General features: G+C 65.9%; 13 protein-coding genes. 5 read left to right on the top strand and 8 right to left on the bottom strand.

From position 1 onward, the window contains the following. Window positions 1-191: 191 nt before the first annotated feature. Genes gshB through rsmI form a run of 3 tightly spaced genes read right to left on the bottom strand, consistent with a single transcriptional unit; the run spans window position 192 to window position 2,485 of the window. Window positions 192-1,136 (bottom strand): glutathione synthase, encoded by a 945-nt coding sequence (gshB, locus tag ABIA40_RS30530; protein ID WP_404544940.1) that lies wholly within the window; start codon window positions 1,134-1,136, stop codon window positions 192-194. 10 nt (window positions 1,137-1,146) lie between these two features. After that, window positions 1,147-1,548, bottom strand: coding sequence for a YraN family protein (locus ABIA40_RS30525; RefSeq protein WP_036003220.1), 402 nt, complete (start codon window positions 1,546-1,548; stop codon window positions 1,147-1,149). Further along, window positions 1,535-2,485 (bottom strand): 16S rRNA (cytidine(1402)-2'-O)-methyltransferase, encoded by a 951-nt coding sequence (gene rsmI / locus ABIA40_RS30520; protein WP_271543288.1) that lies wholly within the window; start codon window positions 2,483-2,485, stop codon window positions 1,535-1,537. The genes ABIA40_RS30525 and rsmI overlap by 14 nt, the downstream gene beginning before the upstream one ends. 353 nt (window positions 2,486-2,838) lie before the next feature. Between rsmI and ABIA40_RS30515 the strand changes: the two genes are divergently transcribed. Continuing rightward, the gene (locus tag ABIA40_RS30515) at window positions 2,839-4,071 is read left to right on the top strand and encodes a penicillin-binding protein activator (RefSeq protein WP_404544938.1); all 1,233 of its coding nucleotides are present in this window, start codon (window positions 2,839-2,841) and stop codon (window positions 4,069-4,071) included. A 107-nt stretch (window positions 4,072-4,178) separates the two neighbouring features. On the opposite strand, the gene hemW is transcribed toward ABIA40_RS30515, so the two are convergent. The 3 genes from hemW to rph are packed head-to-tail and all read right to left on the bottom strand — an operon-like array spanning window position 4,179 to window position 6,683. Further along, the gene (gene hemW, locus ABIA40_RS30510) at window positions 4,179-5,336 is read right to left on the bottom strand and encodes a radical SAM family heme chaperone HemW (RefSeq protein WP_404544936.1); all 1,158 of its coding nucleotides are present in this window, start codon (window positions 5,334-5,336) and stop codon (window positions 4,179-4,181) included. Then, complete coding sequence (rdgB, locus tag ABIA40_RS30505) at window positions 5,323-5,958, bottom strand: RdgB/HAM1 family non-canonical purine NTP pyrophosphatase (protein WP_275500417.1); 636 nt, start codon at window positions 5,956-5,958, stop codon at window positions 5,323-5,325. Before rdgB ends, hemW begins: the two co-directional genes overlap by 14 nt. Before the next feature lie 11 nt (window positions 5,959-5,969). After that, on the bottom strand, window positions 5,970-6,683 hold the full coding sequence (rph, locus tag ABIA40_RS30500; protein WP_220003677.1) for a ribonuclease PH: 714 nt from the start codon (window positions 6,681-6,683) through the stop codon (window positions 5,970-5,972). Between the two features lie 168 nt (window positions 6,684-6,851). On the opposite strand from rph, the gene hrcA reads away from it, so the two are divergent. Both hrcA and grpE read left to right on the top strand, forming a co-directional pair. Next, window positions 6,852-7,940 carry a heat-inducible transcriptional repressor HrcA gene (gene hrcA, locus ABIA40_RS30495; RefSeq protein ID WP_036003234.1) on the top strand — a complete coding sequence of 363 codons (1,089 nt, stop codon included), beginning with the start codon at window positions 6,852-6,854 and terminating at the stop codon, window positions 7,938-7,940. A 94-nt stretch (window positions 7,941-8,034) separates the two neighbouring features. Next, window positions 8,035-8,652 (top strand): nucleotide exchange factor GrpE, encoded by a 618-nt coding sequence (gene grpE / locus ABIA40_RS30490; protein WP_036003237.1) that lies wholly within the window; start codon window positions 8,035-8,037, stop codon window positions 8,650-8,652. A gap of 149 nt (window positions 8,653-8,801) precedes the next feature. Here the strand turns inward: grpE and pncA are convergent, their stop codons facing one another. Further along, a complete protein-coding gene (gene pncA, locus ABIA40_RS30485; RefSeq protein WP_157287306.1) occupies window positions 8,802-9,524 on the bottom strand; it encodes a bifunctional nicotinamidase/pyrazinamidase in 723 nt (240 codons plus the stop codon). Window positions 9,525-9,710: 186 nt separating this feature from the next. Next, entirely contained in the window at window positions 9,711-10,652 is a 942-nt protein-coding gene (locus ABIA40_RS30480; RefSeq protein ID WP_036046067.1) for a hypothetical protein, read from the bottom strand. Between the two features lie 394 nt (window positions 10,653-11,046). Here ABIA40_RS30480 and dnaK point away from each other — a divergent pair, with 394 nt between their 5' ends. Further along, window positions 11,047-12,948 (top strand): molecular chaperone DnaK, encoded by a 1,902-nt coding sequence (gene dnaK, locus ABIA40_RS30475; RefSeq protein WP_036003245.1) that lies wholly within the window; start codon window positions 11,047-11,049, stop codon window positions 12,946-12,948. 272 nt (window positions 12,949-13,220) lie between these two features. Continuing rightward, the gene (dnaJ, locus tag ABIA40_RS30470; protein WP_036024343.1) at window positions 13,221-14,357 is read left to right on the top strand and encodes a molecular chaperone DnaJ; all 1,137 of its coding nucleotides are present in this window, start codon (window positions 13,221-13,223) and stop codon (window positions 14,355-14,357) included. Window position 14,358 lies beyond the last annotated feature (1 nt).

Genomic DNA, 14,358 nt, shown 5'->3' with positions numbered 1-14,358 from the left:
CGTAGTTTCACCTACGCGGGCACGTACGTTCGCACGACGCGCGCGGCGTCATGGTGAATACGTCGTTAGCGTGCGAGGTGGCCGCGAGCGTCGTCCATAGCCGGGATGGAGAGCAAGCGTAATCCGGGGGCCAGTGCAAGTGGGGGGCGTCTCAGATTCGCTAACGCCCCATCCGGGCTGCGCGCAGAGCTCTACTTCTTCCGCTTCGCTTCGATCACGTCCCAGATCTTCGCCGCGACATCCGGGCCGCCGAGCCGTGCGATGGCGCGGATGCCGGTCGGTGAGGTCACGTTGATCTCGGTGAGATTGCCGTTGATGACGTCGATGCCGACGAACAGCAGGCCGCGCTCGCGCAGCGCCGGGCCGACCGTGGCGCAGATCTCGCGCTCACGCGGGGTGAGCTCGGTCTCATGCGCCGCGCCGCCGCGCACCATGTTGGAGCGGAGGTCGTCGGCGGCCGGCACGCGGTTCACCGCGCCGGCGAACTCGCCGTCGACCAGGATGATGCGCTTGTCGCCGTGCTTTACCTCGGGGATGAATTGCTGGATCACCCAGGGCTCCCGGAACGTCACCGAGAACATGTCGAACAGCGAGCCGAAATTCATGTCCTGCGGCATCACGCGGAACACCGCCGCGCCGCCATGGCCGTGCAGCGGCTTCATGACGACCGCGCCGTACTTGTCGCGGAACGCATTGATCTCATCGAGGTCGCGCGAGATCAGCGTCGGCGGCATCAGCTGCGGAAAATTCATGACGAACAGCTTTTCCGGCGCGTTGCGCACCGAGGCGGGATCGTTGACGACCAGCGTCTTCGGATGGATGCGCTCCAGGAAATGCGTCGAGGTGATGTAGGCGAGGTCGAACGGCGGATCCTGGCGCAGCAGCACCACGTCGAACCCGTTCAGCGCCTCGCGCTTGGGCTCGCCGAGGGTGAAATGGTCGCCTGGCTCATCGCGCACGGTCAGGAGCTGAACCGGTGCGACCAGCTCCTCGCCGACCATCGAGAGCTTGTCGGGCGTGTAATAAGACAGGCCATGGCCGCGCTTCTGCGCCTCCAAGAGCAGCGCGAAGGTGGAATCGCCCTTGATGTTGATGCGGGCGATGGGGTCCATCTGGACGGCGACGTTCAGTTTCATGGGCTGCCTTTCAGGTCGAGGCGTCGAATGCCGCCAACACATGGCGCGGAAGCGAGCGCGGCGCAATCAGCATGGCGTCGAATCGCAATTCGAATTCGGCATGCTCGGGATGCGCTGCGAGCCAGCCTTGGGCGGCGTCGATGATGCGCTGCTGCTGGCGCGGCGTCACGGCGAATGCGGCCTCGTCCAGCGTGGCGCGGGCCTTGACCTCGACGAAGGCGATCAGGTTGCGGCGCCGCGCCACGATGTCGATCTCGCCATGCGGCGTGCGGTAACGTTTGGCGAGAATGCGGTAGCCCTTGGCCATGAGGTAGGCGGCGGCACGACTCTCCGCGGAAATACCGGTCTGGAACGCTGCGACGCGCTCGGGCGACGCGACCTTCGGTTCCGCAGGAATCTCAGTCTTCGCCATCGCTGCCCCGCGAATCCTTTGCGAGCTCGAGCGCGCGGGCATAGACCTCGCGGCGCGGCCGGCCCGACAACGCGACCGCGTGCGCCACGGCATCCTTGACGCTGTGCGCGGCAAGCTGCTCGCGCAACAGACTATCGAGCGCGTCCGATGTCAGAACCTCGGCGTCGGCCGCGGGCGGAGCGATCACCAGCACGAATTCGCCGCGTGTCTCCAGCGTTGCAGCCTCGCGCGCCAGCTCGCTCAGCGTTGCGCGCGAAATCTCCTCATGCAGCTTGGTCAGCTCGCGGCAGATCGCGGCCTCGCGCGGTCCCATGATCTCGGCGAGATCGGCCAGCGTATCCTGCACGCGGTTGCCTGACTCGAACATCACCAGCGTCGCGTCGATGCGGACGAGCTCGGTAAGACGGCTGCGCCGCGCGGCTGATTTCGCCGGCAAGAAGCCTTCGAAAAAAAAGCGGTCGGTCGGCAGCGCGGCGACCGACAGCGCGGCCAGCACCGAGGACGGGCCGGGCAGCGCATACACGGCATGGCCGGCGGCGCAGACCTCGCGCACCAGCTTGAAGCCGGGATCGGAGATCAGCGGCGTGCCGGCGTCCGACACCAGCGCGACCGAGCCGCCCTGCCCGAGAGCTTCCAGGATTTTGGGACGCGCGGCCTCCGCATTGTGCTCGTGATATGGCTTGAGCTGGGCCGTGATCGCATAGCGCTCGGTCAGGCGGCGCGTGATGCGGGTGTCCTCACAGGCGATGACGTCGACGCCGGCGAGCGTCTGCAGCGCCCGCAGGGTGATGTCGCCGAGATTGCCGATCGGAGTCGCGACCAGGTGGAGGCCCGGCGCGGCCTTCGGCGCCGCGAGCCGATGGACATCGATGGAGAAACCGCGCGAGGCGGCGTCTTGAGCTTCAGGCGTATTTATCGGGGCCGGCTTTGCGCGCATAATGGAGCCAACTTAGGCACGATCGCTAAGGCTGGGAACCGGCTCGCCGAAAAAGATCGTGCCCAAGGATCGTATCCGGGTGAGGGGCGAGGAACGGACGGGAATGTGATCGGTCGAGATCGCGCCGGGAGGCAGGAGGGGCCCTCGCGCCATATTCGCGACGGAAACGCCGCCTTGATGAGTGAATGAGTGACGGCGAAGAGTAGCCGGGACGGGATTGCGGCCGCGTTAAGCGATTGTTATCCTTTTGTTTTGGTTAACTATTTGCCGACACACTGCCTGAATCCGCGGCCTGTGTCGCGGAAAGCAATGTCGTGATCGGCCGGCGACGGCGGGTCGGAAGAGAAGCTGCCATGGTCGGCCCGCGTCATCCAAAGTCTCACCTTCCGGGGTCCCGATCGCCAGGGGCGACCCGGCGGACTGCGCTCGGCCTGTTGCTCGGCGCGCCCGTGCTGTCGGCCTGCGCCGGCGTGCAGCAAAGCCTCAGCCAGTTCTCCAACCCGTTCTCGAGCTCCGCACCGCCGGCCCAGCCGGCTGGCCCGCAGCAGCAGGCGACGACCGCCGGCACCGGCGGCGTGAAGGTCGGCCTGATCCTGCCACTCTCAGCTGCCGGCAATGCCGGGCTCGCCGCGCAATCGATGCGCAATGCCGCCGAGATGGCGCTGGCCGAGTTCCAGAACCCGAACATACAGCTCCTGATCAAGGACGACAATGGCAGCCCGCAAGGCGCGCAGGCCGGCGCGCAGCAGGCGGTCGACGAGGGCGCCGAGATCATTTTGGGACCATTGTTCGCACAGTCGGTGCCGGCGGTGGCGCAGGTCGCGCGCACGCGCGGCATTTCCGTGATCGCGTTCTCGACCGATTCCAGCATCGCCGGACGCGGCGTCTATCTGCTCTCGTTCCTGCCGGAGTCGGACGTCAACCGCATCGTCGAATATTCCGCCGGCATCGGAAAGCGCTCCTTCGCCGTGCTGGTGCCCGACAACGCCTATGGCAATGTCGTCGAGGCCGCGGTGAAGGCGGCGGTGCCGCGGCGGGCCGGGCGCATCGTCGCGTTCGAGAAATACGGCGCCGATCGCGCCACGCCGGCGCGCACCGTGGCGCAGCAGCTCGGCAGTGCGGACGCGCTGTTCATTGCCGATGACGGCGATGCCGTCGTGTCAGTCGCGGACGCCATGACTGCCGCGGGCGCGAACTTGCGCAACATCCAGCTGCTTGGCACCGGCCTTTGGGACAATCCGCGCGTCTATGCCAGCGCCGCGCTGCAGGGCGGCCTTTACGCCGCGCCCGATCCGGCCGGCTGGCGCGCCTTCTCCGGCCGCTACCGCACGAAATACGGCGCGGAGCCGATCCGCACCGCGACCCTTTCCTATGACGCGGTCGCGCTCGTTGCCGCGCTGGCCCGCACGCAAGGCGGCCAGCGTTTCTCCTCCGACGTGCTCACCAACCCCTCCGGCTTTGCCGGCATCGACGGCCTGTTCCGCTTCCGTGCGGATGGCACGAATGAACGCGGGCTCGCCGTCATGAAGGTGACGCAAGGCGGCGGCGTCGCCGTGGCGGGCTCGCCGAAGAGCTTTGGGGCGTAGCTCGGTGCTGTAGGGTGGGCAAAGGCGCTCTTGCGCCGTGCCCACTATCTCTTTCGATAATGAAAGTTGCGTGGGCACGCTTCGCTTTGCCCACCTACGAGAGTTCCTTACGCAGCCAAATCCGCGACCACGGCATCCAGCACCGGAAAACCGCTGCTGGTCACGCGCAACCGTCCCGTTGCATCCACCGTGATCGCGCCTTCCTCGCGCAAGAGCGCGATGCGGCGGGGGTCGAGCGGGCGGCCGGCGAGGGCCTTGTAGCGTTCGGGATCGATGCCTTCGGCGAGCCGCAATCCCATCAGCAGGAATTCGTCGGCGCGTTCCTCGCTGTTGAGGAGCTCGTCGCTGACGACACCGTCGCCGTTGGTCTCGACCCGCATCAGCCAGGCCTCGGGACGCTTCTCGGTGGCGGTGGCGTGCCTGATCCCGTCGATGTCGAGGCGGCCATGTGCGCCGGGGCCGATGCCGGCATATTCCTCGCCGCGCCAGTACACCAGATTGTGCCGGCACTCGGCGCCGCGCCGCGCGTGATTGGAGATCTCGTAAGCGGGCAGCCCGAGCTTGTCGCAGGTCTCCTGCGTGACGTCGTAGAGCGCGCGGGCGACCGCTTCGTCCGGCGTCTTCAGCTTGCCGGCCTGGTGCAGGCCGAAGAAAGGCGTGCCTTCCTCGATGGTCAATTGATAGAGCGACAGATGCTCGGCCGCTTCATCGATGGCGTGCCGCAGCTCGCCCGCCCACATCGCCGGCGTCTGGTCGGGGCGGGCGTAGATCAGGTCGAACGAATAGCGGTCGAACGCGCGGCGCGCGATGGCGACGGCATCGAGCGCTTCGCGCGCGCTGTGCATGCGGCCGAGCGCTTTGAGCGAGGCGTCATCGAGCGCCTGCACGCCGAGCGAGACGCGGTTGACGCCGGCGATGCGATAACCGGCAAAGCGCGTGGCTTCGACGCTGGTCGGGTTCGCTTCCAGCGTCACCTCGACGTCGCCTGCGACGGTCCAGTGCTTGCCGATCGCGTCTAACACCGCGCCGACGGTGGCGGGCTGCATCAGTGACGGCGTGCCGCCGCCGAGGAAGATCGAGGTGACCTCGCGGCCGGGCGCGCGTTCGGCGGTCGTTGCGATCTCGCGCGCGAAGGCGGCGGCAAACCTCGCCTCGTCGATCGCGGCATGGCGGACATGGCTGTTGAAGTCGCAATAGGGGCACTTCGACAGGCAGAACGGCCAGTGCACATAGACGCCAAACGCATCCTTGTTAGCGCGGCTCAAGGCAGATCTCCGCCAGTTTCCGAAAAGCGCGGGCGCGGTGCGACAGGCCGAGGCCGAGCGGCGGCAGGCCGTGCTTCTCGATGCTGGTCATCTCGCCGAAGGTGCGGCTGTGCCCGTCCGGCAGGAACATCGGGTCGTAGCCGAAGCCGGCCGTGCCGCGCGGTGGCCAGATCAGCGTGCCGTCGACGCGCGCCTCGACCTCCTCGCGATGATCGTCGGGCCAGGCCACGCAAAGCGCGGAGACGAAGTGGGCCTTGCGCTTGTCCGGCGTGGTGGCGCCGCGCTCCTGCAGCAGGCGCTCGATCTGCGCCATCGCCGCGTTGAAATCCTTGGATGGACCGGCCCAGCGCGCGCTGTAGATTCCCGGCGCACCGTCGAGTGCGTCGACGACGATGCCGGAATCGTCGGCGAAGGCGGGAAGCTTGGTCGCCTGCGCTGCGGCGACCGCCTTGATCGCAGCGTTGCTGCGGAAATCGTTGCCGGTTTCCTCGGGCTCGGGGAGGCCAAGCTCGCCTGCCGACACCGCCTCGATCCCGTACGGCGCGAGCAGCTCCTTCATCTCGGCGAGCTTGCCGGGATTGTGAGTGGCGATGACGAGCTTGTCGGTGATTCGGCGGTGCATGGGCCTATTGACTACGCCACGGCCAGTTTCTGCAAGTCCACCAGACGCGCAATGCCCTTCTGCGCCAGGGCGATCAGCTTCAGGAACTCGTCCTGCGTGAACGGCTCGCGTTCCGCGGTGCCCTGCACCTCGATGATGCGGCCATCGCCGGTCATGACGAAATTGGCGTCGGTCTCGGCTTCCGAATCCTCGGCATAGTCGAGATCGAGCACCGGCGTACCGTTGTAGATGCCGCAGGAGATCGCGGCGACGTTGTCGCGCATCACGTTGGCCTTCACCATGTTGCGCGCCTTCATCCAGTTGATGCAATCGGCAAGCGCCACCCAGGCGCCGGTGATCGAGGCCGTGCGCGTGCCGCCGTCGGCCTGGAGCACGTCGCAATCGACCGTGATCTGACGCTCACCGAGCGCTTCGAGATCGACGATGGTGCGAAGCGAGCGACCGATCAGACGCTGAATCTCGACGGTGCGGCCGCTCTGCTTGCCGGCGGAGGCCTCGCGGCGGGTGCGTTCGGAGGTGGCGCGCGGCAGCATGCCGTATTCGGCGGTGACCCAGCCGCGGCCCTGACCCTTCAGCCACGGCGGCAGGCGGTCCTCCAGCGTGGCGGTGACCAGCACATGGGTGTCGCCGAATTTCACCAGGCAGGAGCCTTCCGCATATTTGACCACGCCGCGCTCCAGCGTCACGGGGCGCAATTCGTCGGGCGCACGGCGGCTTGGCCGCATGGGAAATCTCCAAAACTCGCGGGAATAGGCTGTTCGCGGTGCTTGTAGGTGGGGCGGGGGTGGGCGGCAAGGGCTTATTCACCCCCTGACCGCCGGCCCGTAAACGCGACGCTTGTCAGAAGCGGCCCGGATGGACAAATTATAAGTATCTGAGAGGAGTTACCGTCTGTGGCCCATCACGATCCGATCCATCTGATCGCGCCGCGCGCAGGCCTTGCCCAGCTCAACGAGCGTTCCCGCGACATCTTTCGTCAAATTGTCGAAAGCTATCTCGCGACCGGTGAGCCGGTCGGCTCGCGCAACATTTCCCGCCTGATCGCCATGCCGCTGTCGCCGGCCTCGGTCCGCAACGTCATGGCCGATCTGGAACAGCTCGGCCTGATCTATGCCCCGCACACCTCGGCCGGCCGGCTGCCGACGGAACTGGGCTTGCGCTTCTTCGTCGATGCCCTGATGCAGGTCGGCGACCTCAACGAGGCCGAGCGGCAGGCGATCCAGAGCCAGCTCTCGTCCGTCGGCGAGGCGCAATCGGTCGAGGCGGCGCTGGACCAGGCCTTGATGCGGCTCTCCGGCCTGACCCGGGCGGCCGCCGTCGTGCTGACGCCGAAATCCAATGCGCGGCTGAAGCACATCGAATTCGTCCGCCTGGAACCGGAAAAAGCGCTGGTGATCCTGGTCGGCGAAGACGGCCAGGTCGAAAACCGCGTGTTGACGCTGCCGCCCGGAGTTCCCTCTTCGGCGCTGACGGAGGCCGGCAATTTCCTCAATGCGCGGATCCGGGGCCGTACCCTGGCCGAGGCGCGGCTCGAGCTCGAGACCGCACTCGGCGAGGCCCGTGCCGAGCTCGATCAGCTGACACAGAAAGTGATCTCGGCCGGCATCGCCAGCTGGTCCGGCGGCGAGAGCGAGGATCGCCAGCTCATCGTCCGCGGCCATGCCAATCTGCTCGAAGATCTGCATGCGCTGGAGGATCTGGAGCGGGTTCGGCTGTTGTTCGACGACCTCGAGACCAAGCGCGGCGTGATCGACCTGCTCGGCCGGGCCGAGACCGCCGAAGGCGTGCGCATCTTCATCGGCAGTGAGAACAAGCTGTTCTCGCTGTCGGGGTCGTCCACCATCATCTCGCCCTATCGGGATGCCGCCGGCCACATCGTCGGCGTTCTCGGCGTGATCGGCCCGACGCGGCTGAATTATGCCCGCGTGATCCCCACCGTGGACTACGCCGCCCGCATCGTCAGCCGCCTCTTGGGGGGCTGACCGGCCTTTCCGCCGATCACGGGCGCTTGATTTTCGCGAGTTTAGGCACGATATCCGGGCCAACATCCCTGAAACGAGTTCGAGATCAGAGCCGATGACCGAGCAAGACCGGCAACCCCAAGACACGACTGCAGCGACCGGCGAGCCCGTGGTGTCGAAACCCTACATCATGCCCGACGATCCCGAGCCGGGTTCGGTCGAAACCCTGCAAAAGGAAGCGGCTGAAGCGCGCGACCGCATGCTGCGGACGCTGGCCGAGATGGAGAATTTGCGCAAGCGCACCGCCAAGGAAGTCGCCGACGCCCGCCTCTACGGCATCACCGGCTTCGCGCGCGACGTGCTCGACATCGCCGACAATCTCCAGCGTGCACTCGATGCCGTTCCGGCGGAGGCGCGTGCTGCGGCCGATCCCGGCCTGGTCTCGTTGATCGAGGGCGTCGAGCTCACGGAGCGCGCGCTGCTCAACGCGCTGGAAAAACACGGCGTGAAGAAGCTCGATCCTCAGGGCCAGAAGTTCGACCCGAACTTCCACCAGGCGATGTACGAAGTGCCTGACGCGTCGGTGCCGTCGGGCACCGTGGTGCAGATCATGCAGGCCGGCTACACCATTGGTGACCGCGTGCTGCGCCCGGCGCTGGTCGGCGTCGCCAAGGGCGGCGCGAAGACTGCGCCCGCGGCGAACAACAACGAGTCGAGCAGCGCGGCGAATTGAGTGTTGGCGTCATTCCGGGGCTCGACGAAGTCGAGAACTATGGTGCGCAATGCGCACCTGAGAATCCATCGAACAGCAGAGACAACCGCACAATGGATTTCGGGCTCGCGCTGAAGCGCGCCCCGGAATGACGGAAGATGGCGCGCCGCCTACGCGCTCACCGCGATATCCGCAGACTGAATCCGCTTCACGCCCGCCTTGGCCATGTCGGCCCAGGCCTTGGCGAGCGAGCCCTGCGTGTCGATGCCGCGGCAGGCGTCTTCCACCACATAGACCTCGAAGCCCGCCTTGCGCCCGTCGAGCGCGGTCCAGGCGACGCAGAAATCTGTCGCAAGACCAGCGACGAAGACGCGCTTGATCTTGCGGCCCCTCAGGTAGCCGGCGAGCCCGGTCGAGGTCTTGCCGTCGGCCTCGAGGAAGGCCGAATAGCTGTCGACGTTCTTGTGAAATCCCTTGCGGATGATGAGCTCGGCGTGCGGGATCGACAGGTCCTTCGACAGCGCCGCGCCCTCGGTGCCCTGCACGCAATGGTCCGGCCACAGCACCTGCTTGCCGTAGGGCAGGTCGACCGTTTCGAATGGCTTCTTGCCGGAATGAACCGACGCAAACGAAACGTGGCCCGGCGTGTGCCAGTCCTGCGTCAGCACCACATTCGCAAATGCCTTCGAGATCTTGTTGATGACCGGCACCACCTGCTCGCCTTCCTTCACGGCGAGGCTGCCGCCGGGCAGGAAGCAGTTCTGCACGTCGATCACGAGCAGCGCGGACGCTTCGTCCGGCTTGATCGGTGCGGCCGCGAACAGCGCGGTTGGCGCGAGCGTCGCCAGCGCCGTCGTTCCAAGCATTGCCAAGACCTGTCGCCGAACCAGCATGTCTACCTCCCCTCCAGGATGATCCAACGGGAGGAAGCCTAGTTCCGTTCGTATACGAACAGAAGCCTGAAAATGCAGCCGGGCTGATGAGCAGTTGGGCTCTTAGCCCCAACATCATCGTCGCCCCCCGTGCGCAATTGCGCACCAGGCGGGGATGACATTGGAGGTGTTGAAGCGCCTCGGGCCCTACCCCTTCGGCTGAATCCCGTCGCGCACGGCGCGGAAGCGGGTGAAGGCGGCTTGCCATTGGTCGCGCGGGGCGCTGGCGATGATGCGCAATGATGCGCCGCCGCTCGAGAAGCGGATCCACTGCACCACCGTCACCGGGACCTTGTCCTTGCCGCTGACGCCGTCGATCCGGGTCTCGAAGCCTTGCTGGCCGTTGATGCGGATCGGCTCGGACATGGTGATGCGCGACTCGCGCACGCCGGGAATCTGGAGCGCCGCCTCCTGGGCGAAGCGGGCGCGGTCGTCGGCGGCTTGCGGGGTGGCGCCGATCAGGCCGAGGATCATGAACGGCCTCGCCTCGTAGCCCACGCTCTCATCGCCGTCGGCCAGGATGATGCTCGAGCCCGGTGCCAGGGTCTTGATGTCCTTGAAGTCGGCGAGATCGGTGATCTTGAACGGCAGCAGCGCGATCTGCTCCTCGGCCGAGACCTGCCTGCGGGTGGTGGCGCTCGCGAACATCTGTCGCACCGCCTCGTCCGTGTAGATCTTGGTCGCATTCTCCGGGATCTGTACCGCGACATAGCCGGAGAAGCCGGCGCCGGGCACGATCATCGAATAGCGCTTCACCGGGGTATCGCCGGCCTTGCCGCTTTCGGTGGTGAAATAGGCAAGGCCAGCGGGGGTCTCGACCTTGTCCTGCTTGACGCCGCCCGTCCCGCCGGGATTGGAATTGAAGGCGCTCACGACCTCGCCATAGGCGGCCGGCGGCAGCTCGGTGACCAGCACCTTGACGTTGCCGTCCTCGCTCTCGAAGCCCGGAAAGGTCTTGGCCGTGCTGAGGCCGATCAACGGCACCATGCCGAGACGCAAGCCGGGTGGGAAAACGACGTCGGCGGCGAAGGCCGGAAGCGCTGTTACGGCGAGGAGGGCGAGCGCGGCGAGGGGGCGGATCAGCTTCATGGCCACTCTGATTGGTTCACATTGAGGCCGTTCGATGGTCGGCCACCGGGCCGCTTTGTCGCGCGAAGCAGCTGCGCCGGCTGTGCGGTCGGTCCGCCTTTTAGCCGGTTTGGCCTCGCCGCAACAGGGCGGGCGGGCTTGCGGGTGCGGGGGCTTGCCGAGGCCCGGACCTGTTAATAATTCCTCACCCGCAAGGGCGGTTGAGCCCGGATATCACCTTCCAAAACCCGATGTTTTAGCGGCAGAAACCTAGCTTCGGTCCTTGCGGGCCCCTCCCCCCCTCCTATATGAGCCTCAATCATCGCAATATCGCGGATGTTTGATCTTAGGGGGTTTCGGTTCGGGTGCCTCTTGGGCCCAGCCAACCTGCCGCAAAAAGAAGGATATCAGGACCATGGGAAAGGTCATTGGGATCGACCTCGGCACCACGAATTCGTGCGTCGCCGTGATGGATGGCAAGAACGCCAAAGTCATCGAGAATTCCGAAGGCATGCGCACGACGCCTTCGATCGTCGCCGTCACGGATGACGGTGAGCGCCTCGTCGGCCAGCCCGCCAAGCGCCAGGCCGTCACCAATCCCGAGCGCACCTTCTTCGCAGTGAAGCGCCTCATCGGCCGCCGCTACGACGACCCGATGGTCGAGAAGGACAAGAAGCTCGTTCCCTACAAGATCGTGAAGGCTTCCAACGGCGACGCCTGGGTCGAGGCCGACGGCCAGACCTACTCGCCCTCGCAGGTCTCGGCATTCATCCTGCAGAAGATGAAGGAGACCGCGGAAGCCCATCTCGGCCAGAAGGTCGAGCAGGCCGTCATCACCGTTCCTGCCTACTTCAACGACGCCCAGCGCCAGGCGACCAAGGACGCCGGCAAGATCGCGGGCCTCGAAGTGCTGCGCATTATCAACGAGCCGACCGCGGCCGCGCTCGCCTATGGTCTCGACAAGACCAAGGCCGGTACCATCGCGGTGTATGACCTCGGCGGCGGTACGTTCGATATCTCCATTCTCGAAATCGGCGACGGCGTGTTCGAGGTGAAGTCGACCAACGGCGATACCTTCCTCGGCGGTGAAGACTTCGACATGCGCCTCGTGGGTTATCTCGCCGACGAGTTCCAGAAGGAGCAGGGCATCAACCTGCGCAACGACAAGCTCGCGCTGCAGCGCCTGAAGGAAGCCGCTGAAAAGGCCAAGATCGAGCTGTCGTCGACGACGCAGACCGAGATCAATCTGCCCTTCATCACCGCGGATCAGACCGGCCCGAAGCATCTGACGATGAAGCTCACCCGCGCCAAGTTCGAGGCGCTGGTCGACGACCTCATCCAGAAGACCGTCGAGCCCTGCCGCAAGGCGCTGAAGGACGCCGGCGTCACCGCCGGTGAGATCGGCGAGGTCGTGCTGGTCGGCGGCATGTCGCGCATGCCGAAGGTCCAGGAAGTCGTGAAGCAGCTGTTCGGCAAGGAGCCGCACAAGGGCGTCAACCCGGACGAAGTCGTGGCGATCGGCGCTGCGATCCAGGCAGGCGTGCTCCAGGGCGACGTCAAGGACGTGCTGCTGCTCGACGTCACCCCGCTGTCGCTGGGCATCGAGACGCTGGGCGGCGTGTTCACCCGCATCATCGACCGCAACACCACGATCCCGACCAAGAAGAGCCAGGTGTTCTCGACGGCTGAAGACAACCAGAATGCCGTCACCATCCGCGTCTTCCAGGGCGAACGTGAAATGGCGGCCGACAACAAGATGCTCGGTCAGTTCGACCTGATGGGCATTCCGCCGGCGCCGCGCGGCATGCCGCAGATCGAGGTGACCTTCGACATCGACGCCAACGGCATCGTCAACGTCTCGGCCAAGGATAAGGCCACGGGCAAGGAGCAGCAGATCCGCATCCAGGCCTCCGGCGGCCTGTCGGAAGCCGACATCGAGAAGATGGTCAAGGACGCCGAGGCCAATGCCGAGGCGGACAAGAAGCGCCGCGAGGCCGTCACCGCCAAGAACGAGGCGGATGGCCTGGTGCATTCGACCGAGAAGGCTTTGGCCGAGCACGGCTCGAAGGTTGCCGAGAGCGAGCGCCGCGCCATCGAGGATGCCGTCAGCGACCTCAAGGAAGCGCTGAAGGGCGACGATGCCGAGGCGATCAAGGCCAAGACCCAGACGCTGGCGCAGGCTTCGATGAAGCTCGGCGAGGCCATGTACAAGCAGCAGGCCGAGGCCGACGCCAAGAAGGATGCGGCCAAGGACGACGTCGTCGACGCGGAATTCACCGAGGTCGACGACGACAAGAACAACAAGAAGTCCGCTTAAGCCCCGAGAGGGTGACGATGCGGACGGCTTGGACCCCACACACGCTACCGGCCTCCTCCCTCGCGGGGGAGGCCATCGTGTCGGGACGGGCGGGCCAAGACTCCTTTCAAGACTCCTTCAAAGTCGGCCCCGTTACGATCGATCAATTCCCAGCCGTTATTCTCAGCGCTGCCAGGCTGCTCTCTGCCGCAAGGTCGAAGGGCGCTCATTCCGCCGCATGTCAGCGTTGTTCCGCGCCAACTTGAATCGCGATTGGATAGACCGAGCTCATCATGTCCACGTCCACCAAGCGCTGCTATTACGAGACCCTCGAAGTCGAACGCGACGCCGACGAAGGCAAGCTGAAATCGTCGTTCCGCAAGCTGGCGATGAAATTCCATCCCGACCGCAACCCCGGGGATGAGACCAGCGAAGTCAAGTTCAAGGAAATCAACGAGGCTTACGAGGTCCTGAAAGACAAGGACAAGCGCGCCGCCTATGATCGTTACGGCCACGCCGCGTTCGAGCAGGGCGGCGGCTTCGGCGGCGGCGCCGGTTTCGGTGCCGGCTTCGCCTCCTCTTTCTCCGACATCTTCGAGGACCTGTTCGGCATGGCCGGGCAGCGCGGCCGCGGCGGCCGCGAGCGCGGCGCCGATCTGCGCTACAACATGGAAATCACCCTCGAGGAAGCCTTTGGCGGCAAGACCGCGCAGATCGAGATTCCGGTCTCGGTCACCTGCGAGGCCTGCTCGGGCATCGGTGCCAAGGCTGGCACCAAGCCCAAGACCTGCTCGACCTGCGGCGGCGCCGGCCGCGTGCGGCAGTCGCAGGGCTTCTTCACGCTGGAGCGAACCTGCCCGGGTTGTCAGGGCCGCGGCCAGATGATCGAGGACGCCTGCCCGTCCTGCGCGGGACAAGGGCGGGTCACCCGGGAGCGGACGCTCTCGGTCAACATTCCGCAAGGCGTCGAGGACGGCACACGGATCAGGCTCGCCGGCGAGGGCGAGGCTGGCGTGCGCGGCGGGCCGCCGGGCGACCTCTACATCTTCCTGTCGCTGGCCCAGCACCAGTTCTTCCAGCGCGACGGCGCGGACCTGCATTGCCGCGTGCCGATCTCGATGGTGACCGCCGCGCTCGGCGGCGAATTCGAGGTGCCGACCATCGACAAGGGCAAGACCAAGGTGAAGGTGCCCGCCGGCACCCAGTCGGGTCGCCGATTCCGCATTGCATCAAAGGGCATGCCGGTGCTGCGGTCGCGCCAGATGGGCGACATGTACGTTCAGGTCATGGTCGAGACCCCGCAGAACCTGACCAAAAAGCAGCAGGAATTGCTGGCCGAGTTCGAGAAGCTCTCCTCCGGCAACACCCAGCCGGAAGCCGAGGGCTTCTTCGCCAAGGTCAAGGATTTCTTCGGCAATCGGGCGAACTGAC

The organism is Bradyrhizobium sp. USDA 223 (assembly GCF_044909005.1).
GTDB classification, from domain to species: domain Bacteria; phylum Pseudomonadota; class Alphaproteobacteria; order Rhizobiales; family Xanthobacteraceae; genus Bradyrhizobium; species Bradyrhizobium yuanmingense.
Note: the sequence above shows the minus strand (reverse complement) of the source record. Positions and strands in the feature narration are given on the sequence as shown.

Bases quoted from the DNA above. Each gene is read 5' to 3' on its own strand.
- grpE (WP_036003237.1), top strand. From the start codon at position 8,035: ATGACCGAGCAAGACCGGCAACCCCAAGACACGACTGCAGCGACCGGC.
- dnaJ (WP_036024343.1), top strand. From the start codon at position 13,221: ATGTCCACGTCCACCAAGCGCTGCTATTACGAGACCCTCGAAGTCGAA.
- dnaK (WP_036003245.1), top strand. From the start codon at position 11,047: ATGGGAAAGGTCATTGGGATCGACCTCGGCACCACGAATTCGTGCGTC.
- ABIA40_RS30525 (WP_036003220.1), bottom strand. From the start codon at position 1,548: ATGGCGAAGACTGAGATTCCTGCGGAACCGAAGGTCGCGTCGCCCGAG.
- pncA (WP_157287306.1), bottom strand. From the start codon at position 9,524: ATGCTGGTTCGGCGACAGGTCTTGGCAATGCTTGGAACGACGGCGCTG.
- rdgB (WP_275500417.1), bottom strand. From the start codon at position 5,958: ATGCACCGCCGAATCACCGACAAGCTCGTCATCGCCACTCACAATCCC.
- gshB (WP_404544940.1), bottom strand. From the start codon at position 1,136: ATGAAACTGAACGTCGCCGTCCAGATGGACCCCATCGCCCGCATCAAC.
- rsmI (WP_271543288.1), bottom strand. From the start codon at position 2,485: ATGCGCGCAAAGCCGGCCCCGATAAATACGCCTGAAGCTCAAGACGCC.
- rph (WP_220003677.1), bottom strand. From the start codon at position 6,683: ATGCGGCCAAGCCGCCGTGCGCCCGACGAATTGCGCCCCGTGACGCTG.
- ABIA40_RS30515 (WP_404544938.1), top strand. From the start codon at position 2,839: ATGGTCGGCCCGCGTCATCCAAAGTCTCACCTTCCGGGGTCCCGATCG.
- ABIA40_RS30480 (WP_036046067.1), bottom strand. From the start codon at position 10,652: ATGAAGCTGATCCGCCCCCTCGCCGCGCTCGCCCTCCTCGCCGTAACA.